This is a genomic window from Pseudonocardia sp. UM4_GMWB1, from assembly GCF_017312155.1.
Lineage (GTDB): Bacteria > Actinomycetota > Actinomycetes > Mycobacteriales > Pseudonocardiaceae > Pseudonocardia > Pseudonocardia alni.
In genome coordinates, this window is the sequence record NZ_QJPN01000001.1 from 1,293,128 (window position 1) to 1,316,150 (window position 23,023).

Here is a 23,023-nt window from a genome sequence, read left to right on the forward strand (position 1 = left end):
GCGGAGTACAGACACGAGTCCAGGAGGACCCAGCAGTGGCGAAGGCGAAGTTCGAGCGGACCAAGCCGCACGTCAACATCGGCACCATCGGTCACATCGACCACGGCAAGACCACGCTGACGGCGGCCATCACCAAGGTTCTGCACGACAAGTACCCGAACCTCAACGAGGCTTCGGCGTTCGACATGATCGACAAGGCGCCGGAAGAGCGCCAGCGCGGTATCACGATCTCCATCGCGCACGTCGAGTACCAGACCGAGAAGCGGCACTACGCGCACGTCGACTGCCCCGGGCACGCCGACTACGTGAAGAACATGATCACCGGTGCCGCCCAGATGGACGGCGCGATCCTGGTGGTCGCCGCGACCGACGGCCCGATGCCCCAGACCCGTGAGCACGTGCTGCTCGCGCGTCAGGTCGGCGTGCCGTACATCGTCGTCGCCCTGAACAAGGCGGACATGGTCGACGACGAGGAGATCATGGAGCTCGTCGAGATGGAGGTCCGCGAGCTCCTGTCGGATCAGGACTACCCGGGCGACGACCTCCCGATCGTGCGCGTCTCGGCGCTGAAGGCGCTCGAGGGCGACGACAAGTGGGCCGAGGCCATCGTCGAGCTCATGGACGCGGTCGACGAGGCCATCCCGGAGCCCGAGCGCGACATCGAGAAGCCGTTCCTCATGCCCGTCGAGGATGTCTTCACGATCACCGGTCGCGGCACGGTCGTCACCGGCCGTATCGAGCGCGGCATCGTCAAGGTCAACGAGACCGTCGACATCGTCGGCATCCGGCCGAACAAGACCTCGACCACCGTCACCGGGGTCGAGATGTTCCGCAAGATCCTCGACGAGGGTCGCGCCGGCGAGAACGTGGGTCTGCTCCTGCGCGGTATCAAGCGTGAGGACGTGGAGCGCGGCCAGGTCGTCGTGAAGCCGGGTTCGATCACCCCGCACACCGAGTTCGAGGGCCAGGTGTACATCCTGGGCAAGGACGAGGGCGGCCGTCACACCCCGTTCTTCAACAACTACCGTCCGCAGTTCTACTTCCGGACGACCGACGTGACCGGCGTCGTGACCCTCCCGCAGGGCACCGAGATGGTCATGCCGGGTGACAACACCACCATGAGCGTTCAGCTGATCCAGCCGATCGCCATGGAGGAGGGCCTGCAGTTCGCCATCCGTGAGGGTGGCCGCACCGTGGGCGCCGGCCAGGTCACCAAGATCAACGCGTGATGTGACGGGGCCGTCCCCCGGGGCGGCCCCGTTACCCACCCCCCGGTCGAGGGTGCCGCACAGCGGTGTGTCATCCTTGACGGGTTGCACGATGAGCATGGCGCGTGGAAGCGCCGCCTCTGTTCCCGGTCTCCCCGGTAGTCCAGGGGTCGCGCACCACGCGCCATGTTCGTTGTCACCCCCGGTTCTGCGGTCCGCTGCGTTACCGGGGAGATTCCGAGCGACATGCCCGCCCCAGATGGGGGTGGGACGCGGTGACCCGGGCACAACCATGCGGGCAGGGCGCGACACGCCCGACCTCGTGGACCGGAGAGCCCCGGCAGGACGAGTGCTCCAGGGAACTGGACGCGCGACTCCGGGCCGACAGAGACCTGAACAGAGCACGGGCCGCAGCCGGCCCGCCGGACATCCGGTGGCAGCACGGCGCGAGTTCTTACGGGGCCGAACCGCGACACCCCCGCGGCAGGAAGAAGAGGACGACCGACGACCATGGCGGGACAGAAGATCCGCATCAGGCTCAAGGCCTATGACCACGAGGCAATCGACGCGTCTGCTCGCAAGATCGTGGAGACCGTGACGCGTACCGGTGCCCGGGTCGTCGGCCCCGTGCCGCTGCCTACCGAGAAGAACGTGTACTGCGTCATCCGCTCGCCGCACAAGTACAAGGACTCGCGCGAGCACTTCGAGATGCGCACGCACAAGCGACTCATCGACATCCTCGACCCGACGCCCAAGACGGTCGACGCGCTCATGCGCATCGACCTGCCGGCGAGCGTCGACGTCAACATTCAGTGACGGCGGGGTGGAGACGATGACTGCTGCATTCAAGAAGACGACTGCCACCAAGCAGACGAAGAAGGTCACCGGCCTCCTGGGCACCAAGCTCGGGATGACCCAGTTGTTCGACGAGAACAACCGCATCGTGCCGGTCACCGTGGTCCAGCTCGGACCGAACGTCGTGACGCAGGTGCGCTCGCAGGAGACCGACGGCTACACCGCCGTCCAGCTGGCCTACGGGGCCATCGACCCGCGCAAGGTGAACAAGCCGGAGTCCGGCCACTTCGCCAAGTCCGGCGTCACCCCCCGTCGCCACGTCCTGGAGCTCCGCACCTCCGACGCCGCCGAGTACGCCACCGGCCAGGAGGTCACCGTCGAGGCGTTCGCCGAGGTGGCCGAGGTCGACGTGGTGGGCGTGACCAAGGGCAAGGGCTTCGCCGGTGTCATGAAGCGCCACGGGTTCAAGGGCCTGGGCGCCTCGCACGGCACGCAGCGCAAGCACCGTTCGCCGGGCTCCATCGGCGGCTGCGCCACCCCGGGCCGCGTGTTCAAGGGTGTGCGGATGGCCGGCCGGATGGGTTCCGACCGCCAGACCACGCAGAACCTGAAGGTCCACCGGGTGGACGCCGAGCGCGGGCTGCTGCTCGTCAAGGGCGCCGTCCCCGGTCCGCGCGGTGGCCTCGTCGTGGTGAAGACCCCCGCGAAGGGTGATGGCAAGTGAGCACCGTGCAGATCAAGACTCCCGAGGGTTCCGCCTCCGGCAGCGTCGAGCTGCCGGACCACGTCTTCGACGTGACGGCGAACATCGCCCTCATGCACCAGGTGGTGACCGCGCAGCTCAACGCCGCGCGTCAGGGCACGCACGACGTGAAGGGTCGCGGCGAGGTCCGCGGCGGTGGCAAGAAGCCGTACCGGCAGAAGGGCACCGGTCGCGCCCGTCAGGGCTCGATCCGTGCGCCGCAGTTCGCCGGTGGTGGCATCGTCCACGGCCCGACGCCCCGCGACTACTCGCAGCGGACCCCGAAGAAGATGAAGGCCGCCGCCCTGCGTGGCGCCCTCTCCGACCGGGCCCGCGCCGGCGCCGTGCACGTCGTGTCCGCCTTCTCCGAGGGCGACGCACCGTCGACCAAGGCCGCCCGCAAGGCGATCGAGGCCGTCGTGCCCGACGCGCGCCGGGTGCTCGCTGTCGTCGAGCGCTCCGCGGAGAACGCTCTGCTGAGCCTGCGCAACCTGCCGCAGGTCCACCTGATCGCGCCCGACCAGCTGAACACCCACGACGTGCTCGTCAACGACGTCGTGCTGTTCACGCAGGCGGCGCTGGACGAGTTCCTGGCCGGCCCGATCGCGAAGCCGAAGGCTGCCGGCCGCCGCGCTGAGGAGGCCGACAAGTGATCACGGACCCGCGGGACGTGCTGCTCGCGCCGGTCGTCTCGGAGAAGAGCTACGGGCTGCTCGACGAGCGCCAGTACACCTTCGTCGTGGCACCGGACGCGAACAAGACCCAGATCAAGATCGCCGTGGAGAAGGTGTTCGGGGTCAAGGTGACCAGCGTGAACACGCTGAACCGCCCGGGCAAGCGCAAGCGCTCCCGCACCGGCTACGGCAAGCGCAAGGACACCAAGCGCGCGATCGTCACGCTCTCCGAGGAGAGCAAGGCGATCGACGTGTTCGGTGGCCCGGCGAGCTGAGGGAGCGAGCTGACCCATGGCCATTCGTAAGTACAAGCCGACCACCCCGGGCCGTCGTGGCTCGAGCGTGTCGGACTTCGCCGAGATCACCCGGGACACCCCCGAGAAGTCGCTGCTGCGCCCGCTGCACAACAAGGGCGGCCGCAACGCGCACGGGCGGATCACCACCCGTCACCAGGGTGGCGGACACAAGCGCGCCTACCGTCTGATCGACTTCCGTCGTAACGACAAGGACGGCGTGCCGGCGAAGGTCGCGCACATCGAGTACGACCCGAACCGCACCTCGCGGATCGCACTGCTGCACTACGCCGACGGCGAGAAGCGCTACATCATCGCGCCGGCGAAGCTCAAGCAGGGCGACAAGATCGAGAACGGTCCCCGGGCCGACATCAAGGTGGGTAACAACCTGCCGCTGCGCAACATCCCGACGGGCACCGTGGTGCACGCGATCGAGCTCCGCCCCGGTGGCGGCGCCAAGATCGCGCGCTCGGCCGGTGTCGGCGTCCAGCTGGTCGCCAAGGACGGGCCCTACGCGCAGCTGCGGATGCCCTCCGGCGAGATCCGCTACGTCGACGTGCGCTGCCGCGCCACCGTCGGCGAGGTGGGCAACTCGGAGCACGCCAACATCAACTGGGGTAAGGCCGGCCGTATGCGGTGGAAGGGCAAGCGCCCGACCGTCCGTGGTGTCGTCATGAACCCGGTGGACCACCCGCACGGTGGTGGTGAGGGCAAGACCTCCGGTGGCCGCCACCCGGTGAACCCGGCCGGTACGCCCGAGGGCCGTACCCGCCGCAACAAGCCGTCCGACAAGTTGATCGTCCGCCGGCGTCGTACCGGCAAGAAGCGCTGAGCAGGGAGGTAAGACATGCCGCGCAGCCTGAAGAAGGGCCCCTTCGTGGACGACCACCTGCTCAAGAAGGTGGACGTCCTCAACGAGTCCGGCAAGAAGACCGTCATCCGCACGTGGTCCCGTCGGTCCACGATCATCCCGGACATGATCGGTCACACCATCGCCGTGCACGACGGCCGCAAGCACGTCCCGGTGTTCGTGTCCGACTCGATGGTCGGTCACAAGCTGGGCGAGTTCGCCCCCACCCGGACCTTCCGGGGTCACATCAAGGACGACCGCAAGGCGCGTCGGCGCTAGTAGCCGGCCCGAGTAGCGACTAGGAGAGGTGGAGAAAATGGCAGAGACCACTGCCGAGACCACCGGCGCTGCGCTCGAGCCGACTCGTGCGCGCGCCGTGGCGCGGTTCGTCCGCAGCTCGCCGATGAAGACCCGTCGTGTCGTGGACCTGGTCCGCGGCCTGCCGGTCGACGAGGCGCTGGCGATCCTGCGGTTCTCGCCGCAGGCCGCGGCGGAGCCCGTCGCGAAGGTCGTGGCGAGCGCCGCGGCCAACGCCGAGAACAACCTGGACCTGGACCCGGAGACCCTCGTGGTCGCCGTGGCGATGGTCGACGAGGGCCCGACGCTGAAGCGGATCCGGCCGCGCGCCCAGGGGCGTGCGTACCGCATCCGCAAGCGGACGAGCCACATCACCATCGAGGTCGAGTCGGTTCCGCAGAAGGCCGGCCGTCGTGGTGCGAAGGGGAGGGCCCGCTGATGGGGCAGAAGATCAACCCGCACGGCTTCCGCCTGGGCATCACCACGGACTGGAAGTCGCGCTGGTACGCCGACAAGCAGTACTCCGAGTACGTCAAGGAGGACGTCGAGATCCGCCGCATGCTCTCCAAGGGCATGGAGCGGGCCGGCATCTCCAAGGTCGAGATCGAGCGCACCCGCGACCGCGTGCGGGTGGACATCCACACCGCGCGCCCGGGCATCGTGATCGGCCGTCGTGGCGCGGAGGCCGACCGGATCCGGGGCAACCTCGAGAAGCTGACCAAGAAGCAGGTCCAGCTGAACATCCTCGAGGTCAAGAACTCCGAGTCCGACGCGCAGCTCGTCGCCCAGGGCGTCGCCGAGCAGCTGTCGAACCGGGTCGCGTTCCGGCGTGCGATGCGCAAGGCCATCCAGTCGGCCATGCGCAGCCCGCAGGTCAAGGGCATCCGGGTCCAGTGCTCGGGCCGCCTCGGCGGTGCCGAGATGTCGCGGTCGGAGTTCTACCGCGAGGGTCGGGTCCCGCTGCACACGCTGCGTGCGGACATCGACTACGGCCTGTTCGAGGCCCGGACCTCCTTCGGCCGCATCGGCGTGAAGGTCTGGATCTACAAGGGCGACGTCGTCGGTGGCCGCCGCGAGGGCGTCCCGGCCGCCGCCGAGGCCCCGGGCCGTGGCCCGCGCCGTGAGCGTCCGGCCCGGCGCCGTTCCGGTGCCTCGGGCACCACTGCGACCAGCACCGAGGCCGGGCGTGCCGCGCAGAGCGCGGGCCAGGCCGGCGGCGCCGCGACGGCGACCGCCGAGGCCCCGGCCTCCGGTGAGAACCAGAGCAACGGTGGGGAGAGCTGACCGATGCTGATCCCACGCAAGGTCAAGCACCGCAAGCAGCACCGTCCCAAGCGCAAGGGCATGGCCAGCGGTGGTACCGCGGTCACCTTCGGCGACTGGGGCATCCAGGCGCTGGAGCCGGCCTACGTGTCGAACCGGCAGATCGAGTCGGCGCGTATCGCGATCAACCGGCACATCCGTCGTGGCGGGAAGATCTGGATCAACGTCTTCCCGGACATCCCGATGACCAAGAAGCCGGCCGAGGTCCGCATGGGTTCCGGTAAGGGTTCGCCCGAGAAGTGGGTCACGAACGTCAAGCCGGGCCGGGTGCTCTTCGAGATGAGCTTCCCGAACCGCGAGGTGGCGCACGAGGCCCTGACCCGTGCGATCCACAAGCTGCCCATGAAGTGCCGGATCGTGTCCCGTGAGGGTGGTGACATCTGATGGCGAGCAGTGGCAACACCAAGGCCGCCGAGCTGCGCGAGCTCTCCGACGAGGAGCTGGTCGTGCGTGTCCGGGAGGCCAAGGAGGAGCTGTTCAACCTCCGCTTCCAGATGGCCACCGGGCAGCTGGACAACAACCGGCGGCTGCGGGCCGTCCGTCACGACATCGCGCGGTGCTACACCGTGATGCGCGAGCGTGAGCTCGGCCTTTCCGCCGCACCGACCGAGAGCGAGGGCGCGGCGTGAGCGACGAGCAGAAGAACGACGAGCGCGGGGAGCGCAAGGTCCGCGAGGGCCTGGTCGTGTCCGACAAGATGGAGAAGACGATCGTCGTCTCCCTCGAGGACCGGGTGAAGCACCCCCTGTACGGCAAGGTCATCCGCCGGACCAGCAAGGTCAAGGCGCACGACGAGGGGAACACCGCCGGTATCGGCGACCGTGTCCGCCTCATGGAGACCCGTCCGCTGTCGGCGACCAAGCGCTGGCGGCTGGTGGAGATCCTCGAGAAGGCCAAGTAGGAGTCGAAGTGATCCAGCAGGAGTCGCGGCTGCGCGTCGCCGACAACACCGGTGCCAAGGAGATCCTGTGCATCCGGGTGCTGGGCGGCTCCGCGCGGCGCTACGCCGGGATCGGCGACGTCATCGTCGCCACGGTCAAGGAGGCCATCCCCGGCGCCGGCGTGAAGCGTGGTGACGTCGTCAAGGCGGTCATCGTGCGCACCAAGAAGGAGAAGCGCCGTCCCGACGGCAGCTACATCCGTTTCGACGAGAACGCCGCCGTGCTGATCAAGGCGGACAACGGACCTCGGGGGACCCGTATCTTCGGCCCGGTCGGGCGCGAGCTGCGCGACCGCAAGTTCATGAGGATCATCTCCCTGGCCCCGGAGGTGCTCTGACATGAAGGCGAAGATGAAGGTCAAGAAGGGCGACACCGTTCTGGTGATCGCCGGCAAGGACAAGGGTGCACGGGGCAAGGTCATCGCGGCCTACCCGGAGCGCCAGCGCGTGCTGGTCGAGGGCGTGAACCGGATCAAGAAGCACACCCGGATCAGCCAGAACCAGCGCGGGGCCGAGAGCGGCGGGATCGTCACCCAGGAGGCCGCCATCCACGTCTCGAACGTGATGGTGTGCGACTCCGACGGCAAGCCGACCCGTATCGGCAAGAAGGCCGTCGAGGGCGAGGACGGCACCACCCGCCGCGTCCGGATCTCCAGGCGCAACGGGAAGGAGATCTGAGATGACCACGGCTGAGAAGACCGCGCCGAGGCTCAAGCAGCGGTACCGCGACGAGATCCTCGACAAGCTCCGCGAGGAGTTCGGCTACACCAACGTCATGCAGATCCCCGGCCTGACCAAGGTCGTGGTGAACATGGGTGTCGGTGACGCCGCCCGCGACTCGAAGCTGATCGACGGTGCGCTGCGGGACCTGGCCACCATCACCGGCCAGAAGCCGCAGCTGCGTCGCGCCACCAAGTCCATCGCGCAGTTCAAGCTGCGCGAGGGCATGCCGATCGGTGCGAAGGTGACCCTCCGCAACGACCGGATGTGGGAGTTCCTCGACCGTCTCCTGACCATCGCGCTGCCCCGTATCCGCGACTTCCGCGGCCTCGAGGGCAACCAGTTCGACGGGCGTGGCAACTACACGTTCGGCCTGAACGAGCAGTCGATGTTCCACGAGATCGACCCGGACTCCATCGACCGGCCGCGGGGCATGGACATCACGGTCGTGACCACCGCGACCACGAACGCCGAGGGCCGGGCGCTGCTGCGCCACCTGGGCTTCCCGTTCAAGGAGAGCTGAGCGAATGGCGAAGAAGGCGCTCATCAACAAGGCGAACGCGAAGCCGAAGTTCGCCGTGCGGGGTTACACCCGCTGCAACAAGTGCGGCCGGCCGCGTGCCGTGTTCCGCAAGTTCGGCCTCTGCCGCGTGTGCCTGCGAGACATGGCGCACGCCGGCGAGCTGCCGGGTGTGAGCAAGTCCAGCTGGTGATCCGACCGCCCCGCGTCCGCGGGGCAGCGGATCCGATCGCCGCAGGCCCGCACCGGTGCGGTGCCCCGCACAGGGGCACCGCGCCGGTACGAGGAACCACGGCGGGAAAGAGACAGACACCATGACGATGACCGATCCGATCGCAGACATGTTGACCCGTCTGCGGAACGCGAACTCGGCCTACCACGACCGCGTCGTGATGCCCCACTCGAAGCTGAAGGTCGCCATTGCGGAGATCCTTCAGAAGGAGGGCTACATCGCGGCACACCACACCGAGGACGCCGAGGTCGGCAAGTCCCTGGTCGTCGAGCTGAAGTACGGCCGCAACCGCGAGCGCAGCGTCGCCGGTCTGCGCCGGGTCTCCAAGCCCGGTCTGCGTGTGTACGCGAAGTCGACGAACCTGCCGCGGGTCCTGGGTGGCCTCGGCATCGCGATCATCTCGACCTCTCAGGGTCTGATGACCGACCAGCAGGCCTACCGGAGCGGCGTGGGCGGGGAAGTCCTCGCCTACGTCTGGTGAGAGAGGGGTAACGAACGATGTCACGCATCGGAAAGCTGCCCATCACCGTCCCGTCCGGCGTGGAGATCACCATCGACGGCCGCACGGTCACCGCGAAGGGCCCCAAGGGCACCCTGTCGCACACCGCCGTAGAGCCGATCACGATCGAGCGCGATGACGACGGCACGGTGCTGGTGAAGCGGCCGAACGAGGAGCGCGAGACCAGGGCCTACCACGGCCTGACCCGCTCCCTCGTCAACAACATCGTGGTCGGCGTCAGCGCCGGCTACGAGAAGAAGCTGGAGATCCACGGCGTGGGTTACCGCGTGCAGCTGAAGGGGCAGAACCTCGAGTTCGCCCTGGGCTACTCGCACCCGGTCGTCATCGAGCCGGCGGAGGGCATCACCTTCGCGGTCGAGTCGCCGACCCGGTTCTCGGTCTCCGGCATCGACAAGCAGCTGGTCGGCGAGACCGCTGCCAACATCCGGAAGCTGCGCCGCCCCGACCCGTACAAGGGCAAGGGTGTGCGGTACGCCGGCGAGCAGGTCCGCCGCAAGGTCGGAAAGACGGGTAAGTGATGGCCGAGACGAACGAGACGGTGTCGGGTTCCGCCCGCCGCCGGATGGCGTCCCAGGTGGCGCGCAAGCGCCGCGACTCGCGCATCCGCCGGCACGCCCGGCTCCGGAAGAAGATCTCCGGGACGCCGGTGCGTCCGCGGCTGGCGGTCAACCGCTCCTCGCGGCACATCACCGTCCAGCTGATCGACGACCTGGCCGGCCACACGCTGGCCTTCGCGTCCTCGCTGGACACCGAGGTCCGAGGCCTCGACGGCGACAAGAAGGCCAAGGCGGCCAAGGTCGGCGAGATCATCGCCGCCAAGGCCAAGGAGGCGGGCATCTCCGCGGTCGTGTTCGACCGCGGCGGGCTGGCCTACCACGGCCGCATCGCGGCCCTGGCCGACGCCGCCCGCGAGGGAGGCCTGGAGTTCTGATGAACCAGACCGAGAAGATCGAAGGGACTGTCTGATGCCGGGACGTACGCGGCGTGACGGCGGAGCCCCGGGTGGTAGCGGTGGGAACGACAACCGCAACAACCGGGACCGCCGGGACGGTGGCCGTGGCGGGGCGGCCCAGGACAAGACCCCGTACATCGAGCGGCTGGTCACGATCAACCGCGTGGCCAAGGTCGTCAAGGGCGGCCGCCGGTTCAGCTTCACCGCGCTGATGATCGTCGGCGACGGTGACGGCCTGGTGGGCGTCGGCTACGGCAAGGCCAAGGAGGTGCCGGCCGCGATCGCCAAGGGCGTGGAGGAGGCGAAGAAGAACTTCTTCCGCGTCCCCCGCATCGGCGGCACGATCGTGCACCGCGTGCAGGGTGAGGCCGCCGCCGGCGTCGTCATGCTGCGCCCGGCCTCCCCGGGTACCGGTGTCATCGCCGGCGGCCCGGTCCGCGCGGTGCTGGAGTGCGCGGGGATCTCGGACATCCTGTCCAAGTCCCTCGGCTCCGACAACGCCATCAACATCGTGCACGCCACGGTGGCGGCGCTGAAGTCGGTGCAGCGTCCGGAGGAGGTCGCGGCCCGCCGCGGCCTGCCGCTGGAGGACGTCGCCCCGGCGAGCATGATGCGCCAGCGCGCCGAGGCCGACGCGGCGAAGGTGTGAGCGACATGGCCACGTGGAAGATCACCCAGGTGAAGAGCCGGATCGGCTGCAAGCAGAACCAGCGCGACACGCTGCGCTCGCTCGGCCTGCGCAAGATCCGGCAGTCGGTGGTGCGTGAGGCGGACCCGCAGACCCGCGGTTACGTCCACACGGTGCGCCACCTCGTGACCGTGGAGGAGGTGCAGTCGTGAGCGAGAACGAGAACTCCGTCATCAAGCTCCACGACCTGCGGCCGGCCCCGGGCTCGAAGAAGGCGCGGACCCGTGTGGGTCGCGGTGAGGGCTCGAAGGGTAAGACCGCCGGTCGCGGTACCAAGGGCACCAAGGCCCGCAAGACGGTGTCCCCGCGCTTCGAGGGCGGGCAGATGCCGCTGCACATGCGGCTCCCGAAGCTCAAGGGCTTCAAGAACCGCTTCAAGGTCGAGTACCAGGTCGTGAACGTCGGCGAGCTGGCCGCCCTGTTCCCGAAGGGCGGCGAGATCGGTCCGGCCGAGCTGGTCGAGGCGGGCGCGGTTCGCAAGAACCAGCTCGTGAAGGTCCTCGGCGAAGGCGAGCTCTCGGGCGTCGCCCTGACCGTGAAGGCTCACAAGTTCTCCGCGTCTGCGCGCGAGAAGATCTCGGCGGCCGGCGGCTCGGTCTCCGAGCTGTAGGCCCCACCGCACGTCCCCCGGCGCCGTCCGTGGCGCCCGCTCCACCCCAGGTGGACCGGGCCCGTGGGCGGCGCCGAGGCGTTTCCGGGCCGCTGTTACAGTCACGTCCGGACCGAGTGTCCACCGATTACCTGGCGCGCCTCGAGGCGCGCAGCCCCCGCCGGTACACACCGGCCCGGGTGTCCCGCGAGGCGCGGAACGCGCGTCGACCAACCCGGCCGACCCCTCAGGGGCCGGCGCAGGCGGTGTCGGGCCGCCGACGTCGTAGGAGGATCACCGAGTGCTCAGCGCAGTCCGGGCGGCCCTGACCACGCCGGATCTCCGCAAGAAGATCCTCTTCACGCTGGCGATCGTGGCGGTGTACCGGCTCGGGGCGAACATCCCCTCGCCGGGGGTGTCGTACCCGAACATCCAGGAATGTGTTCGTCAGGTCGAGGGCGGCGACAACGCCAGCGTCTACTCCCTGATCAACCTGTTCTCCGGCGGGGCACTGCTCCAGCTGTCGATCTTCGCGCTGGGCATCATGCCCTACATCACCGCGAGCATCATCGTGCAGCTGCTGCAGGTCGTCATCCCGCGGTTCGAGCAGCTGAAGAAGGAGGGCCAGTCCGGCCAGGCCAAGCTCACGCAGTACACGCGGTACCTGACGATCGGTATCGCGGTGCTGCAGGCCACCGGCTTCGTGGCGCTGGCCGAGCGCGGTCAGCTGTTCCAGGGCTGCGCGCTGCCGATCATCCCGGACTCGTCGGTCTTCACCCTGATCGTCATCGTGATCGTCATGGTCGCCGGGACCACGCTGGTGATGTGGCTGGGCGAGCAGGTCACCGAGCGCGGCATCGGCAACGGCATGTCGCTGCTGATCTTCGCCTCCATCGCGCACCGCATCCCCGCCGAGGGCCGGTTGATCCTGGAGAACTCCGGCGGCCTGGTCTTCGCCGGCGTCTGCGTCTTCGGTCTCGCGATCATCGCCAGCGTCGTGTTCGTGGAGAACGGCCAGCGCCGGATCCCGGTGCAGTACGCCAAGCGCATGGTCGGCCGCCGGATGTACGGCGGCACCTCGACCTACCTGCCGCTCAAGGTCAACCAGGCCGGTGTCGTGCCGGTGATCTTCGGTAGCTCGCTGCTCTACCTGCCCGACCTGGTCGCCCGGCTCGCCGGGAACGACGGCGGCTGGTTCCAGCAGTTCGTGCAGACCTATCTGGTCGATCAGTCCAATCCCGTGCACATCGTGTTGTACGTAGCACTGATCATCTTCTTCACGTACTTCTACGTCGGCATCACGTTCAACCCCGACGAGCGCGCCGAGGACATGAAGAAGTACGGCGGCTTCATCCCGGGTATCCGCCCGGGGCGGCCCACCGCGGAGTACCTGAACTTCGTGCTCAGCCGCATCACGCTGCCGGGGTCGCTCTATCTGGGCGTCATCGCGGTGCTCCCGAACTTCTTCCTCGGGATCACCGGCAGCGGCCAGAACCAGAACTTCCCGTTCGGCGGCACGGCCGTGCTGATCATGGTCACCGTGGGCCTCGACACCCTGAAGCAGATCGAGAGCCAGCTCATGCAGCGGAACTACGAGGGTTTCCTGCGTTAGGCTCGCCGGAACGTGGCCGAGCGGGAACCCCGGTGCGGGGCCCCGGCCCCGATCGTGGTGCCTCGGGCACCGTGTGCCGGCGAGGACGCCGGTGCCATGGACGACAAGACTTCAGGAGGTCGGGTCTCGTGCGACTCGTTCTGGTGGGACCGCCCGGTGCCGGCAAGGGGACCCAGGCTGAGCAGATGGCCAAGCGGCTCGACGTCCCGCACATCTCGACCGGGGACCTGTTCCGGGCGAACCTGCGTGACGAGACCGAGCTCGGTCGCGAGGCGAAGCGCTACATGGACGCCGGGGACCTCGTCCCCGACGAGGTGACCGTCGGGATGGTGCGCGACCGGCTCGGCGACGCCGACACGGCAGGCGGCTTCATCCTCGACGGCTTCCCGCGCAACGTGGCCCAGGCGGGCTCCCTCTCCGAGATCCTGTCCGACAAGGGCCTGGAGCTCGACGCCGTCGTCCAGTTCGACGTCGACGACGAGGTCGTCGTGCAGCGGCTGCTCGGCCGCGGCCGCAGCGACGACAACGAGGACACCATCCGCAACCGGCAGCGGGTCTACCGCGAGGAGACCGCTCCGCTGCTGGACCACTACCGTGACCGGCTGGTCACGATCGACGCCGTCGGCGAGATCGACGAGATCACCGACCGGGTCTTCTCGGCGCTGCACAACCGCAACGGCTGAGACCCGGTCGGCGCCGGCACCACCGGCGCCACGGCGGGGAACCGAGGGACGGACACATGAACGGTCGCGGCGGCATCCGCGGGGCCATCGCCCGCTACCGGGGGCGGGACATCGAGCTCAAGACCCACGGTCAGCTCGAGGCGATGCGGGTGGCGGGCGCGCTGGTCGCGGCCACGCTGGCCGCGGTCACCGAGCACGCGAAGCCCGGTGTCAGCACGGCGGAGCTCGACGCGCTCGCCGAGCAGACGATCCGCGACGGCAACGGTGTCCCCTCGTTCCTCGGCTACCACGGTTTCCCGGCGAGCATCTGCGCCTCGGTGAACGAGCAGATCGTGCACGGCATCCCGTCGCCGAAGCAGGTGCTCGCCGAGGGCGACCTGATCTCGGTGGACTGCGGTGCGATCGTCGAGGGCTGGCACGGCGACTCCGCGGTGACCATCGCCGTCGGGGACGTGTCGCCGGAGGACCTCGCCCTGTCCGCGGCCTGCCGTGGCGCGATGGAGGCGGGGATCCTCGCCGTCCGCGACGGGGCCCGGCTGACCGACGTCTCGTACGCCATCCAGGAGGCGTGCCGGTCCGCGGCGCTGGCCGACCGCGCCGACTACGGGATCGTCGCCGAGTACGGCGGGCACGGCATCGGCACGTCCATGCACATGGACCCGTTCCTGCCCAACCACGGCGAGCCGGGCAAGGGGCCGCGGCTCCGCCCGGGCATGGCCCTGGCCGTGGAGCCGATGCTCGTCGCGGGGGACCCGGACACCCTGGAGCTCGAGGACGGCTGGACGGTCGTCACCGCGGCGGGCGGCCGGGCCGTGCACTGGGAGCACACCGTCGCCGTCACCGAGGACGGGCCGTGGCTGCTGACCGCGCCCGCCGGCGCACCGGACCGCCCCGGCGCCTGAGCCCCGCGCCTCCGGTGCCCGACGCGCTCCGCGCGGGTACTGGTCGGTGGCCGGGTCGGTCCGTTACCGTCGCCCTCCCGGGCGTCTACCACGCCCGTCACCCCCGCCTGCACCGGCCTTATACGGCCTCCGTACACTGGACCATCGGCGCGTCCTGTGACGTCCGCTCCGTGTGCTCCGTGTATCCCACAGTGTTCCCGGTCCGGCTCCGTCCGCGCGCGCCGAACCGGTCGTCGGCACCGCTGTCGACCGGGGCAACCGACACCTGTCACGGATAGCGGAGGACATGGCCAAGAAGGACGGGGCGATCGAGGTCGAGGGCCGGGTCGTCGAACCCCTGCCGAACGCGATGTTCCGGGTGGAGCTGGAGAACGGCCACCGGGTACTCGCGCACATCAGCGGGAAGATGCGCCAGCACTACATCCGGATCCTTCCGGAGGACCGGGTGGTCGTCGAGCTGTCGCCCTACGACCTCAGCCGCGGCCGCATCGTCTACCGCTACAAGTGACGACCAGCTCCACCACGGTCGGTCGCGAGACCCACACGAACGACACACAGAGGCAGACGACGTGAAGGTCAAGCCGAGCGTCAAGAAGATCTGCGACAAGTGCCAGGTGATCCGCCGTCACGGCCGGATCATCGTGATCTGCTCGAACCTGCGCCACAAGCAGCGCCAGGGCTGAGCAGAGCGGTACCGGTCGCGATCCTCTGATCGCGCAGCAGAAGCCCCCGATGCACCTGCCGGGCCACACGGGCCCGGTAGTACCCCCGGAACCAGGCCGGGGCCCGCTCAGCTCAGCGGCGGAACGGGACGGGCATCGGGAAGACCTGGGACGACAACAAGGAGACCACGCCGCATGGCACGTGTTGCCGGCGTCGACCTCCCCCGCGAAAAGCGGTTGGAGATCGCGCTCACCTACATCTTCGGGGTCGGACGTACCCGGTCCAAGGAGATCCTCGAGGCCACCGCGCTGAGCCCCGACCTCCGGTCGAAGGACCTGACCGACGAGGACGTCAGCAAGCTCCGCGAGTACATCGAGGCGAACCTGCAGGTCGAGGGTGACCTGCGCCGTGAGATCCAGGCGGACATCCGCCGGAAGATCGAGATCGGTTCGTACCAGGGCATCCGTCACCGTCGCGGCCTTCCGGTCCGCGGCCAGCGCACGAAGACCAACGCGCGCGGCCGCAAGGGCCCGAAGAAGACCGTCGCCGGTAAGAAGAAGGCAGGTAAGAAGTAATGCCGCCCCGCGCACGTCAGGGTGCCGGACCCAAGAAGGTCCGCCGTCGCGAGAAGAAGAACGTCGCGCACGGTCACGCCCACATCAAGTCCACGTTCAACAACACGATCGTGTCGATCACCGACCCGACCGGTGCCGTCATCGCCTGGGCCTCGTCCGGGCACGTCGGCCTGAAGGGCTCCCGGAAGTCGACGCCGTTCGCCGCGCAGCTCGCCGCCGAGAACGCCGCCCGCAAGGCGATGGACCACGGCATGAAGAAGTGCGACGTCTTCGTCAAGGGCCCCGGCTCCGGACGTGAGACGGCGATCCGTTCGCTGCAGGCGGCCGGCCTCGAGGTCGGCACGATCTCCGACGTGACCCCGCAGCCGCACAACGGCTGCCGTCCGCCCAAGCGGCGCCGGGTCTAGGGGAAGGGAGAACCACCATGGCTCGCTACACCGGCCCCATGACCCGCAAGTCCCGCCGACTGAAGACCGACCTCGTCGGCGGCGACCAGGCGTTCGAGCGTCGTCCCTACCCGCCCGGCCAGCACGGCCGGATCCGGATCAAGGAGACCGAGTACCTCCTGCAGCTGCAGGAGAAGCAGAAGGCCCGCTTCGGCTATGGCCTGCAGGAGAAGCAGCTCCGCGCCTACTACGAGGAAGCGCACCGTCGCGAGGGCAAGACCGGCGACGAGCTGCTGCAGATCCTCGAGTCGCGCCTCGACAACGTCGTGTACCGCGCGGGCCTCGCCCGCACCCGGCGCATGGCCCGTCAGCTGGTGAACCACGGCCACTTCCTGGTCAACGGGAAGAAGGTCGACATCCCCAGCTACCGGGTGTCGCGCTACGACATCATCGACGTCAAGGACAAGTCGCGGAACACCGACCCGTTCGTCATCGCCAAGGAGACCCAGGGCGACCGCCCGGTTCCGGCGTGGCTGCAGGTCGTCCCGTCGACCCTGCGGATCCTGGTCCACCAGCTGCCCGAGCGCGCTCAGATCGACACCCAGGTCACCGAGCAGCTCATCGTCGAGTTCTACTCGAAGTAGCTCGACACGCCGTCGCCCCGCAGGGAGGGGCGGCGGTTCCCACTGCGACATCAAATAGCGGTTGTCGCAGGTGCGAAGGAGGCACACACCCATGCTGATCTCTCAGCGACCCTCACTGGCCGAGGACGTCGTCACCGAGACCCGGTCGCGGTTCGTCATCGAGCCGTTGGAGCCGGGCTTCGGTTACACCCTCGGTAACTCCCTGCGCCGGACGCTGCTGTCGTCGATCCCCGGTGCCGCCGTCACGTCCATCCGGATCGACGGCGTCCTGCACGAGTTCACCACCGTGCCGGGGGTCAAGGAGGACGTCACCGACATCATCCTCAACCTCAAGGAGCTCGTCGTGAGCTCCGAGGAGGACGAGCCGGTGACGATGTACCTGCGCAAGCAGGGCCCGGGTGCGGTCACCGCGGGGGACATCGTCCCGCCCGCCGGTGTCACCGTGCACAACCCGGACCTGCACATCGCCTCGCTCAACGACAAGGGCCGGCTCGAGGTCGAGCTCGTCGTCGAGCGCGGTCGCGGGTACGTCCCGGCGATGCAGAACAAGGCCACCGGTGCCGAGATCGGCCGCATCCCGGTCGACTCGATCTACTCGCCGGTGCTGAAGGTGACCTACAAGGTCGAGGCCACGCGCGTCGAGCAGCGCACCGACTTCGACAAGCTCATCCTCGACGTCGAGTCGAAGCCGTCCATCACCCCGCGGGACGCGCTGGCCTCGGCCGGCAAGACCCTGGTCGAGCTGTTCGGCCTGGCCCGCGAGCTGAACGTGGACGCCGAGGGCATCGAGATCGGCCCCTCCCCGCAGGAGGCGGACACCATCGCGGCGTTCGCGATGCCGATCGAGGAGCTGGACCTCACGGTCCGGTCGTACAACTGCCTCAAGCGCGAGGGCATCCACACGGTCGGCGAGCTCGTCGGTCGCAGCGAGGCGGACCTGCTCGACATCCGCAACTTCGGCGCCAAGTCGATCGACGAGGTCAAGATGAAGCTCGTCGGTCTCGGCCTGGCCCTCAAGGACAGCCCGCCCGGGTTCGACCCGTCGGCGGCGGCGAGCGACTACGGCGTCGACGGTGGGAGCGGGTTCGACCCGGACACCTTCGGTGACGACGGTCAGGACTACGCAGAAACGGAGCAGTTGTAGCCATGCCCCAGCCCACCAAGGGTGCCCGCCTCGGCGGGTCGCCCGCGCACCAGCGGCTGATCCTGGCCAACCTGGCGACCTCGCTGTTCGAACACGGCCGGATCACCACCACCGAGGCCAAGGCCCGGCGGCTGCGTCCGTACGCGGAGCGGCTGATCACCAAGGCCAAGGCCGGCGATCTGCACAACCGGCGCGAGATCATGAAGGTGATCCGCGACAAGTCGGTCGTGCACCGCCTCGTCACCGAGATCGGCCCGTTCTTCGCGGACCGCAACGGTGGCTACACCCGGATCACCAAGACGATGCCGCGCAAGGGCGACAACGCCCCGATGGCGGTCATCGAGCTGGTCCAGCAGAAGACGGTCACCGACGAGGCGAACCGTGCCCGTCGTTCGGCCGCGTCCCAGTCCGTGGCCGCCGCTCCGGCCGCCACGGACGAGGACACCACGGTCGAGTCGACCGAGGCCACCGAGGCCGAGGTCACCGCCGCCGACGAGGCACAGGAGGCCGCCGAGAAGGCGGTCGACGCCGCGGCCGAGGCCGAGGAGGTGGCCCCGGGTTCCGAGGCCGCCGACAAGGCCGTCGACGCCGCTGCCGCCGCGGAGGAGGCCGCCGACGAGGCTGCCGACGCCGCCGAGGACTCCACGGGCAAGAAGGAGTCCGGCTCCTGAGCCGAGCGCACCACACCGACGAGCCCGCCGTCACCGACGGCGGGCTCGTCGGCGTCTCCGGTGCCCCCGACCCGGGAGCCGGCACCGTCCGGCTACGGCTCGACGTCGCCTACGACGGCACCGACTTCTCCGGATGGGCCCAGCAGCCGAGCCGGCGCACCGTGCAGGGCGTGCTCACCGAGGCCCTGTCGACCGTGCTGCGCACCCCGCTGCGGCTCACCGTCGCCGGGCGCACCGACGCCGGGGTGCACGCGTCCGGCCAGGTCTGCCACGTCGACCTCCCGGAGACGCTCGCACCGCAGATCGACGGCCTGCTCAGGCGGTTGAACCGGCTGCTCCCACCCGACGTGCGGGTGCACGACCTCGGGCGGGTACCCGACGCCTTCGACGCCCGCTTCTCCGCGCTGCGCAGGCACTACCGCTACCGGGTCACCACGGCCCCGTTCGGGGCCGAGCCGCTGCGGGCGCGGGAGACCGTCGCCTGGCCGTACCCGCTGGACCCGGAGCCGATGAACGCCGCCTCGGCACTGCTGCTGGGCGAGCACGACTTCGCCGCGTTCTGCAAGCGCCGCGAGGGCGCGACGACCGTGCGCGCGCTGCAGCGCTTCGACTGGTCGCCCGCGCCGGGCGAGCCGGACGTGCTGGTCGCGGCGGTCTCCGCGGACGCGTTCTGCCACTCGATGGTCCGCAGCCTGGTCGGCGCGGTGTTCGAGGTCGGCCGAGGGCGCAGGCCCGCCGACTGGCCCGCGGGACTGCTGCGCCGCGAGCTGCGCGCCTCCGAGGTGACCGTCGCGCCGCCGCACGGCCTGTCGCTGACCGGCGTCGACTACCCCGCCGACGACGAGCTCGCCGCCCGCGCCGAGCGGACCCGGCGGATCCGGGTACCGGGCGAGGGCTGAGCAGACCCCGCCGGGACCGAGCCGGACGCGGCCGGCCGGGTGGGGCCGGACCGGCCCCGGGTGTGACCGGTCCGGACGGCGCGGACGGGGGCCTCGGGGACGGGGGCGAGCGGCCTCAGGAGACCGGCCGCACCCAGGCCGGGTGCGGCGGCCCGGGGATCCGGTGCGTCCGGCGGGCGTCGAGCGCCAGGGCCACGCCCAGCCAGACCAGCGACACCGACCAGCCGGCCAGGGCAAGCGAGCCGACGACGTACAGCGGCTCGGTCGGCCCGGCGGGCAGCCCGGCCGACTCCAGCAGCACCGTCAGCGGGGCGCGCACCGAGTCCGCGGTGTCGCCGAAGTCGGGCATCAGCAGCCCGCCGGCGAGCAGGAACCCGGCGCAGGCGACGAACGGGGCGGCCACGGCCGGGCCGAGCACACGGCGTCGCAGCACGATCAGCGACAGCACCGTCGGTAGCGCCAGGAGTGCCGGGCCGACCACGGTCACGATCAGGATGATCAGGAACCACCCCGGCGCGGTGAACCGCAGGGCCGCGACGGCCAGGAGGGCGCCGGCCTGCAGGGCCACGTTCAGGTTCGTCCGCATGCCGACGATCGTGGCGGACCGGGCCGTCCGCTGGATCCGCAGGACTACGGGCCGGACGGGGCAACCATGTCAACAGTCGGTTACCGAGGTTCCGTCCCGCCCGGTCCGCGGGTCACAGTGGCGCGGTGACCACCGAGAACACCGTCGGCGCGGCCGCAGACCGCGGGTACGGCGACCGCATCGTCGCCGTCGAGCCCGGCTCCACAGAGCCCGTGCCGGACTCCGAGCGGCACGGCAGACCCCGCCAGCTGTTCTGGACGTGGACCTCGCCGAACCTGGAGTTCGCGACGATCTTCGTCGGCGTGCTGTCGGTGACGGCGTTCGGGCAGTCGGTGCCCGCGGCGGTCGCGGCGATCGTCGTCGGGAACCTGCTCGCCGCGGTCGCCCACGGGATCCTGTCCGCCCGCGGACCGGCCGCCGGGGTGCCGCAGATGGTGCTGGGGCGGCTCGCGTTCGGCCACCGCGGCAACGCACTCCCCGCCGCGTTGATGACGATCACCTCGGGCTTCGGCTGGTTCGCGGTGAACAGCGTCAGCGCCGCCTTCGCCCTGTCGGCGATCACCGGCGGCGGGACGGCCGCGTGGCTGGTGGCGGTGGTCGTCGTCCAGGTCGCCGTCGCGTTCTTCGGGCACAACCTGGTGCAGGCGTTCGAGCGGCTCGCCTTCCCGCTGCTCGCGGTCGTGCTCGGGATCGGGGCGGTGCTGGTGCTCGCCGTGTCGGACCCGGGGGCGGCCGCGTCGCCGGACGGGGTGGGCGGGGTCGGCGGGTTTCTGCTGACCGTCGGCGCCGTCGTCGGGTACTCGGCGGGCTGGGGCCCCTACGCCGCGGACTACTCCCGCTACCTGCCCCGTTCGGTGTCGGCGCGGGCCACCGGGCTCGCCGCGGGCGGCGGCCTGTTCCTGTCCACCACGGTGTTCATGACCGTCGGTGCGGTGTCGGTCGGTGCGGCGACGGCGGCCGGGCTCGACTCGGACAACCCGGTCGCGAACTACACCGGCCTGCTGCCCGGGTGGCTGACCGTGCTGACCCTGGTCGCCATCGCGGTGGGGGCGGTCGCGGCGAACGTCCTCAACGTCTACTCCGGGGCGATGGCGTTCCTCGCACTCGGCATCGACGTGCCGCTGGCGCGGGCGCGGGCCGTCGTCGCGCTGGCGTTCGGGGCGGTCGGGTTCGTGATCGCGCTGGTCGCCCTCGGCGACGCCGCAGCCGGGTACGAGGCGTTCCTGCTGGTCGTCGTGTACTGGGTCGGGCCGTGGCTCGGAGTGGTGCTCACCGACCAGTGGCTGCGCCCGATCGCCCCCGATCTGCTCTACGACCGCACCTACCGGAACCACGCGGGCCCGGTGGCGCTGGCCGTCGGCATCGTGGTGTCGGTGCTGCTGTTCGCGAACCAGGAGCTGTTCACCGGCCTGGTGCCGCGGCTGCTGCCGGGGATCGGGGACGTGACCTTCCTGGTGGGGCTGCTGCTCGCGGCCGGGCTCTACGCCCTGCTGCTGCGCCGCACCGCCGTCGCGACGCCCGGGGGTACCCGGTGAACGCGCTCATCCCGACCGTGGACCTGGCCGCGCCGGACCCGGCCGCGGTGGACACCGCGTTGCAGCGGGCCGGGTTCCTGCAGGTCGTCGGGCACGGGGTGCCGGAGGACGCGGCATGGGTGGTGCGGGCCGCCGCACGGGACTTCTTCGCGCTGCCCGAGGCGGTCAAGCGCGGCTACGCGGTCGGCGTCGGCGGGCGGGGGTGGCTGCCGCCCGGCGTCGAGGCCAACGACCGCGTGGAGGGCGGTGACTCGCCGCCGGACCTCAAGGAGTCCTTCGCGGTGGGACCGTTCGCGCCGACCGGTGACGCGGAGACCGACGCGGTGTGGTTCCCGCCGAACGTCTGGCCGGCGCAGGTCCCGGCGCTGCAGCAGGCGGTGACCGCCTACTGCACGGCGATGACCCGTGTCGCGGGCGCGCTGCTGGAGCTGTGCGCGGGGGCCCTCGGGCAGGAGCCGTCGACGCTGCGCGACCTCGCGACGCACCCGACGTGGACGTTCAACATCAACCGCTACCCGCCGATGAACGAGACCGGGGCCCCGCTGCCCGGGCAGTTCCGGATCGGCCCGCACACCGACTTCGGCACCGTCACCCTGCTCGACCGGGAACCCGGGGCGGGCGGGCTGCAGGTCGACGTCGAGGGGCACGGCTGGACCGACGCGCCGTACACCCCGGGTGCGCTGACGGTGAACGTCGGCGACCTGCTCGCGCACTGGACCGGGCACCGCTGGCGGGCCGGGCGGCACCGGGTGCTGCCGCCGCAGGCCCACGCCCCGGCCGAGGACCTGGTGTCGCTGGTGTTCTTCTTCGAGCTGGACCACGACGCCGTCGTCACGCCGCTGGCCCCGCCGCTCGGCCGGACGGTGCTGGAGCCGGTGGTGTCCGCGCCGTTCCTGCGCGAACGCCTGGACGCGATCTCGGTATAGGTTCGCGCGCATGGATCCGAGCTGGCTCGACGTCGCGGTGGAGCAGGCCCGGGCCGGGCTGGCCTCGGGCGGCATCCCGATCGGCGCCGCACTCGTCGGACCGGACGGGGAGGTCCTCGGGCGCGGCCACAACCGTCGTGTGCAGGACGGCGACCCGACGGTGCACGGCGAGACCGCGGCGTTCCGCGACGCGGGCCGCCGCCGCGACTACCGGCCCACGACGATGGTCACCACGCTCTCGCCCTGCTGGTACTGCTCGGGGCTGATCCGTCAGTTCGGGATCGGCGCGGTGCTCGTGGGGGAGGCCCGGACCTTCCACGGCGGGCACGACTGGCTGGCCGAGCACGGGGTGCGCGTGCAGGTGCTCGACGACGCGCGCTGCGTGGACATGATGACCGCGTTCGTCGCCGAGCGCCCCGACCTGTGGAACGAGGACATCGGCGTCGCGGAGTAG

Annotated in this window: 37 protein-coding genes; 36 read left to right on the top strand and 1 reads right to left on the bottom strand. The window is 70.1% G+C overall.

Annotation, left to right across the window (positions count from 1 at the left end; all coding sequences use genetic code 11):
• Window positions 1–35 precede the first annotated feature (35 nt).
• From tuf to truA, 33 genes are all read left to right on the top strand, one after another.
• Window positions 36–1,229 carry an elongation factor Tu gene (gene tuf, locus DMP15_RS06330; protein WP_073576471.1) on the top strand — a complete coding sequence of 398 codons (1,194 nt, stop codon included), beginning with the start codon at window positions 36–38 and terminating at the stop codon, window positions 1,227–1,229.
• A gap of 489 nt (window positions 1,230–1,718) precedes the next feature.
• Entirely contained in the window at window positions 1,719–2,024 is a 306-nt protein-coding gene (gene rpsJ / locus DMP15_RS06335) for a 30S ribosomal protein S10 (RefSeq protein ID WP_003938093.1), read from the top strand.
• Between the two features lie 16 nt (window positions 2,025–2,040).
• Window positions 2,041–2,727, top strand: a complete 687-nt coding sequence (gene rplC / locus DMP15_RS06340; protein ID WP_161152693.1) for a 50S ribosomal protein L3 — start codon at window positions 2,041–2,043, stop codon at window positions 2,725–2,727.
• On the top strand, window positions 2,724–3,398 hold the full coding sequence (gene rplD, locus DMP15_RS06345) for a 50S ribosomal protein L4 (protein WP_073576470.1): 675 nt from the start codon (window positions 2,724–2,726) through the stop codon (window positions 3,396–3,398). The genes rplC and rplD overlap by 4 nt, the downstream gene beginning before the upstream one ends.
• Window positions 3,395–3,694 (top strand): 50S ribosomal protein L23, encoded by a 300-nt coding sequence (gene rplW / locus DMP15_RS06350; protein ID WP_020622937.1) that lies wholly within the window; start codon window positions 3,395–3,397, stop codon window positions 3,692–3,694. Before rplD ends, rplW begins: the two co-directional genes overlap by 4 nt.
• A 16-nt stretch (window positions 3,695–3,710) precedes the next feature.
• Window positions 3,711–4,544: a 50S ribosomal protein L2 gene (gene rplB / locus DMP15_RS06355; RefSeq protein WP_073576468.1), complete on the top strand. Its 834-nt coding sequence runs from the start codon at window positions 3,711–3,713 to the stop codon at window positions 4,542–4,544.
• A gap of 15 nt (window positions 4,545–4,559) precedes the next feature.
• Complete coding sequence (gene rpsS, locus DMP15_RS06360; protein WP_062397841.1) at window positions 4,560–4,841, top strand: 30S ribosomal protein S19; 282 nt, start codon at window positions 4,560–4,562, stop codon at window positions 4,839–4,841.
• A gap of 37 nt (window positions 4,842–4,878) precedes the next feature.
• Window positions 4,879–5,298 carry a 50S ribosomal protein L22 gene (gene rplV / locus DMP15_RS06365; RefSeq protein ID WP_073576467.1) on the top strand — a complete coding sequence of 140 codons (420 nt, stop codon included), beginning with the start codon at window positions 4,879–4,881 and terminating at the stop codon, window positions 5,296–5,298.
• Window positions 5,298–6,143, top strand: a complete 846-nt coding sequence (rpsC, locus tag DMP15_RS06370; RefSeq protein WP_020622933.1) for a 30S ribosomal protein S3 — start codon at window positions 5,298–5,300, stop codon at window positions 6,141–6,143. Before rplV ends, rpsC begins: the two co-directional genes overlap by 1 nt.
• A gap of 3 nt (window positions 6,144–6,146) precedes the next feature.
• Window positions 6,147–6,566 carry a 50S ribosomal protein L16 gene (gene rplP, locus DMP15_RS06375; protein WP_020622932.1) on the top strand — a complete coding sequence of 140 codons (420 nt, stop codon included), beginning with the start codon at window positions 6,147–6,149 and terminating at the stop codon, window positions 6,564–6,566.
• The gene (gene rpmC / locus DMP15_RS06380; protein ID WP_020622931.1) at window positions 6,566–6,811 is read left to right on the top strand and encodes a 50S ribosomal protein L29; all 246 of its coding nucleotides are present in this window, start codon (window positions 6,566–6,568) and stop codon (window positions 6,809–6,811) included. The genes rplP and rpmC overlap by 1 nt, the downstream gene beginning before the upstream one ends.
• Entirely contained in the window at window positions 6,808–7,083 is a 276-nt protein-coding gene (gene rpsQ / locus DMP15_RS06385) for a 30S ribosomal protein S17 (protein ID WP_062397834.1), read from the top strand. Before rpmC ends, rpsQ begins: the two co-directional genes overlap by 4 nt.
• An 8-nt stretch (window positions 7,084–7,091) precedes the next feature.
• Window positions 7,092–7,460, top strand: a complete 369-nt coding sequence (rplN, locus tag DMP15_RS06390; protein WP_010228481.1) for a 50S ribosomal protein L14 — start codon at window positions 7,092–7,094, stop codon at window positions 7,458–7,460.
• Between the two features lie 13 nt (window positions 7,461–7,473).
• Window positions 7,474–7,800, top strand: a complete 327-nt coding sequence (rplX, locus tag DMP15_RS06395) for a 50S ribosomal protein L24 (protein ID WP_062403788.1) — start codon at window positions 7,474–7,476, stop codon at window positions 7,798–7,800.
• Between the two features lies 1 nt (window position 7,801).
• Window positions 7,802–8,365 (top strand): 50S ribosomal protein L5, encoded by a 564-nt coding sequence (gene rplE / locus DMP15_RS06400; RefSeq protein ID WP_073576466.1) that lies wholly within the window; start codon window positions 7,802–7,804, stop codon window positions 8,363–8,365.
• Window positions 8,366–8,369: 4 nt separating this feature from the next.
• Window positions 8,370–8,555: a type Z 30S ribosomal protein S14 gene (locus DMP15_RS06405; protein WP_020622927.1), complete on the top strand. Its 186-nt coding sequence runs from the start codon at window positions 8,370–8,372 to the stop codon at window positions 8,553–8,555.
• A 121-nt stretch (window positions 8,556–8,676) separates the two neighbouring features.
• A complete protein-coding gene (gene rpsH / locus DMP15_RS06410) occupies window positions 8,677–9,075 on the top strand; it encodes a 30S ribosomal protein S8 (RefSeq protein WP_062397829.1) in 399 nt (132 codons plus the stop codon).
• A gap of 17 nt (window positions 9,076–9,092) precedes the next feature.
• Window positions 9,093–9,632, top strand: coding sequence for a 50S ribosomal protein L6 (gene rplF, locus DMP15_RS06415; protein ID WP_062397827.1), 540 nt, complete (start codon window positions 9,093–9,095; stop codon window positions 9,630–9,632).
• Window positions 9,632–10,045, top strand: a complete 414-nt coding sequence (rplR, locus tag DMP15_RS06420) for a 50S ribosomal protein L18 (RefSeq protein WP_073576465.1) — start codon at window positions 9,632–9,634, stop codon at window positions 10,043–10,045. Before rplF ends, rplR begins: the two co-directional genes overlap by 1 nt.
• A gap of 34 nt (window positions 10,046–10,079) precedes the next feature.
• Window positions 10,080–10,715, top strand: coding sequence for a 30S ribosomal protein S5 (gene rpsE / locus DMP15_RS06425; protein WP_062397823.1), 636 nt, complete (start codon window positions 10,080–10,082; stop codon window positions 10,713–10,715).
• A 5-nt stretch (window positions 10,716–10,720) separates the two neighbouring features.
• On the top strand, window positions 10,721–10,906 hold the full coding sequence (rpmD, locus tag DMP15_RS06430; RefSeq protein WP_062403786.1) for a 50S ribosomal protein L30: 186 nt from the start codon (window positions 10,721–10,723) through the stop codon (window positions 10,904–10,906).
• Window positions 10,903–11,364, top strand: coding sequence for a 50S ribosomal protein L15 (gene rplO, locus DMP15_RS06435; RefSeq protein ID WP_312888760.1), 462 nt, complete (start codon window positions 10,903–10,905; stop codon window positions 11,362–11,364). The genes rpmD and rplO overlap by 4 nt, the downstream gene beginning before the upstream one ends.
• Before the next feature lie 280 nt (window positions 11,365–11,644).
• Complete coding sequence (gene secY / locus DMP15_RS06440) at window positions 11,645–12,955, top strand: preprotein translocase subunit SecY (protein ID WP_161152694.1); 1,311 nt, start codon at window positions 11,645–11,647, stop codon at window positions 12,953–12,955.
• A gap of 128 nt (window positions 12,956–13,083) precedes the next feature.
• Window positions 13,084–13,638, top strand: coding sequence for an adenylate kinase (locus tag DMP15_RS06445; RefSeq protein WP_161152695.1), 555 nt, complete (start codon window positions 13,084–13,086; stop codon window positions 13,636–13,638).
• A gap of 56 nt (window positions 13,639–13,694) precedes the next feature.
• Window positions 13,695–14,540, top strand: a complete 846-nt coding sequence (gene map, locus DMP15_RS06450; protein WP_073576462.1) for a type I methionyl aminopeptidase — start codon at window positions 13,695–13,697, stop codon at window positions 14,538–14,540.
• A 286-nt stretch (window positions 14,541–14,826) separates the two neighbouring features.
• Window positions 14,827–15,048 (top strand): translation initiation factor IF-1, encoded by a 222-nt coding sequence (gene infA / locus DMP15_RS06455; RefSeq protein WP_010228514.1) that lies wholly within the window; start codon window positions 14,827–14,829, stop codon window positions 15,046–15,048.
• A gap of 61 nt (window positions 15,049–15,109) precedes the next feature.
• Window positions 15,110–15,223, top strand: coding sequence for a 50S ribosomal protein L36 (gene rpmJ / locus DMP15_RS06460; RefSeq protein ID WP_020622917.1), 114 nt, complete (start codon window positions 15,110–15,112; stop codon window positions 15,221–15,223).
• A gap of 174 nt (window positions 15,224–15,397) precedes the next feature.
• Entirely contained in the window at window positions 15,398–15,778 is a 381-nt protein-coding gene (rpsM, locus tag DMP15_RS06465) for a 30S ribosomal protein S13 (protein ID WP_020622916.1), read from the top strand.
• Complete coding sequence (rpsK, locus tag DMP15_RS06470; protein WP_020622915.1) at window positions 15,778–16,185, top strand: 30S ribosomal protein S11; 408 nt, start codon at window positions 15,778–15,780, stop codon at window positions 16,183–16,185. Before rpsM ends, rpsK begins: the two co-directional genes overlap by 1 nt.
• A 17-nt stretch (window positions 16,186–16,202) precedes the next feature.
• Complete coding sequence (gene rpsD / locus DMP15_RS06475; protein WP_060710555.1) at window positions 16,203–16,808, top strand: 30S ribosomal protein S4; 606 nt, start codon at window positions 16,203–16,205, stop codon at window positions 16,806–16,808.
• A 91-nt stretch (window positions 16,809–16,899) separates the two neighbouring features.
• Window positions 16,900–17,952, top strand: a complete 1,053-nt coding sequence (locus DMP15_RS06480) for a DNA-directed RNA polymerase subunit alpha (RefSeq protein ID WP_062397812.1) — start codon at window positions 16,900–16,902, stop codon at window positions 17,950–17,952.
• A 2-nt stretch (window positions 17,953–17,954) separates the two neighbouring features.
• Complete coding sequence (gene rplQ, locus DMP15_RS06485) at window positions 17,955–18,623, top strand: 50S ribosomal protein L17 (RefSeq protein ID WP_073576461.1); 669 nt, start codon at window positions 17,955–17,957, stop codon at window positions 18,621–18,623.
• On the top strand, window positions 18,620–19,522 hold the full coding sequence (gene truA / locus DMP15_RS06490) for a tRNA pseudouridine(38-40) synthase TruA (RefSeq protein ID WP_073576864.1): 903 nt from the start codon (window positions 18,620–18,622) through the stop codon (window positions 19,520–19,522). Before rplQ ends, truA begins: the two co-directional genes overlap by 4 nt.
• Window positions 19,523–19,637: 115 nt before the next feature.
• On the opposite strand, the gene DMP15_RS06495 is transcribed toward truA, so the two are convergent.
• The gene (locus DMP15_RS06495; RefSeq protein WP_073576460.1) at window positions 19,638–20,108 is read right to left on the bottom strand and encodes a hypothetical protein; all 471 of its coding nucleotides are present in this window, start codon (window positions 20,106–20,108) and stop codon (window positions 19,638–19,640) included.
• Window positions 20,109–20,233: 125 nt separating this feature from the next.
• Between DMP15_RS06495 and DMP15_RS06500 the strand changes: the two genes are divergently transcribed.
• From DMP15_RS06500 to DMP15_RS06510, 3 genes are read left to right on the top strand one after another with little or no spacing between them, the layout of a single operon-like run.
• The gene (locus DMP15_RS06500; RefSeq protein ID WP_073576459.1) at window positions 20,234–21,643 is read left to right on the top strand and encodes a purine-cytosine permease family protein; all 1,410 of its coding nucleotides are present in this window, start codon (window positions 20,234–20,236) and stop codon (window positions 21,641–21,643) included.
• On the top strand, window positions 21,640–22,569 hold the full coding sequence (locus DMP15_RS06505; protein ID WP_073576458.1) for an isopenicillin N synthase family dioxygenase: 930 nt from the start codon (window positions 21,640–21,642) through the stop codon (window positions 22,567–22,569). The genes DMP15_RS06500 and DMP15_RS06505 overlap by 4 nt, the downstream gene beginning before the upstream one ends.
• A gap of 10 nt (window positions 22,570–22,579) precedes the next feature.
• A complete protein-coding gene (locus DMP15_RS06510; RefSeq protein WP_073576457.1) occupies window positions 22,580–23,023 on the top strand; it encodes a nucleoside deaminase in 444 nt (147 codons plus the stop codon).

Bases quoted from the DNA above. Each gene is read 5' to 3' on its own strand.
- rplC (WP_161152693.1), top strand. From the start codon at position 2,041: ATGACTGCTGCATTCAAGAAGACGACTGCCACCAAGCAGACGAAGAAG.
- rplE (WP_073576466.1), top strand. From the start codon at position 7,802: ATGACCACGGCTGAGAAGACCGCGCCGAGGCTCAAGCAGCGGTACCGC.
- infA (WP_010228514.1), top strand. From the start codon at position 14,827: ATGGCCAAGAAGGACGGGGCGATCGAGGTCGAGGGCCGGGTCGTCGAA.
- rpsH (WP_062397829.1), top strand. From the start codon at position 8,677: ATGACGATGACCGATCCGATCGCAGACATGTTGACCCGTCTGCGGAAC.
- rpsE (WP_062397823.1), top strand. From the start codon at position 10,080: ATGCCGGGACGTACGCGGCGTGACGGCGGAGCCCCGGGTGGTAGCGGT.
- map (WP_073576462.1), top strand. From the start codon at position 13,695: ATGAACGGTCGCGGCGGCATCCGCGGGGCCATCGCCCGCTACCGGGGG.
- rpsD (WP_060710555.1), top strand. From the start codon at position 16,203: ATGGCTCGCTACACCGGCCCCATGACCCGCAAGTCCCGCCGACTGAAG.
- rpsS (WP_062397841.1), top strand. From the start codon at position 4,560: ATGCCGCGCAGCCTGAAGAAGGGCCCCTTCGTGGACGACCACCTGCTC.
- DMP15_RS06495 (WP_073576460.1), bottom strand. From the start codon at position 20,108: ATGCGGACGAACCTGAACGTGGCCCTGCAGGCCGGCGCCCTCCTGGCC.
- rpmC (WP_020622931.1), top strand. From the start codon at position 6,566: ATGGCGAGCAGTGGCAACACCAAGGCCGCCGAGCTGCGCGAGCTCTCC.
- rplQ (WP_073576461.1), top strand. From the start codon at position 17,955: ATGCCCCAGCCCACCAAGGGTGCCCGCCTCGGCGGGTCGCCCGCGCAC.
- rpsJ (WP_003938093.1), top strand. From the start codon at position 1,719: ATGGCGGGACAGAAGATCCGCATCAGGCTCAAGGCCTATGACCACGAG.
- rplB (WP_073576468.1), top strand. From the start codon at position 3,711: ATGGCCATTCGTAAGTACAAGCCGACCACCCCGGGCCGTCGTGGCTCG.
- rplX (WP_062403788.1), top strand. From the start codon at position 7,474: ATGAAGGTCAAGAAGGGCGACACCGTTCTGGTGATCGCCGGCAAGGAC.
- rplR (WP_073576465.1), top strand. From the start codon at position 9,632: ATGGCCGAGACGAACGAGACGGTGTCGGGTTCCGCCCGCCGCCGGATG.
- rpsK (WP_020622915.1), top strand. From the start codon at position 15,778: ATGCCGCCCCGCGCACGTCAGGGTGCCGGACCCAAGAAGGTCCGCCGT.
- rpsC (WP_020622933.1), top strand. From the start codon at position 5,298: ATGGGGCAGAAGATCAACCCGCACGGCTTCCGCCTGGGCATCACCACG.
- rpmD (WP_062403786.1), top strand. From the start codon at position 10,721: ATGGCCACGTGGAAGATCACCCAGGTGAAGAGCCGGATCGGCTGCAAG.
- rplV (WP_073576467.1), top strand. From the start codon at position 4,879: ATGGCAGAGACCACTGCCGAGACCACCGGCGCTGCGCTCGAGCCGACT.
- DMP15_RS06405 (WP_020622927.1), top strand. From the start codon at position 8,370: ATGGCGAAGAAGGCGCTCATCAACAAGGCGAACGCGAAGCCGAAGTTC.
- DMP15_RS06480 (WP_062397812.1), top strand. From the start codon at position 16,900: ATGCTGATCTCTCAGCGACCCTCACTGGCCGAGGACGTCGTCACCGAG.
- DMP15_RS06510 (WP_073576457.1), top strand. From the start codon at position 22,580: ATGGATCCGAGCTGGCTCGACGTCGCGGTGGAGCAGGCCCGGGCCGGG.
- rplP (WP_020622932.1), top strand. From the start codon at position 6,147: ATGCTGATCCCACGCAAGGTCAAGCACCGCAAGCAGCACCGTCCCAAG.
- rplF (WP_062397827.1), top strand. From the start codon at position 9,093: ATGTCACGCATCGGAAAGCTGCCCATCACCGTCCCGTCCGGCGTGGAG.
- rpsM (WP_020622916.1), top strand. From the start codon at position 15,398: ATGGCACGTGTTGCCGGCGTCGACCTCCCCCGCGAAAAGCGGTTGGAG.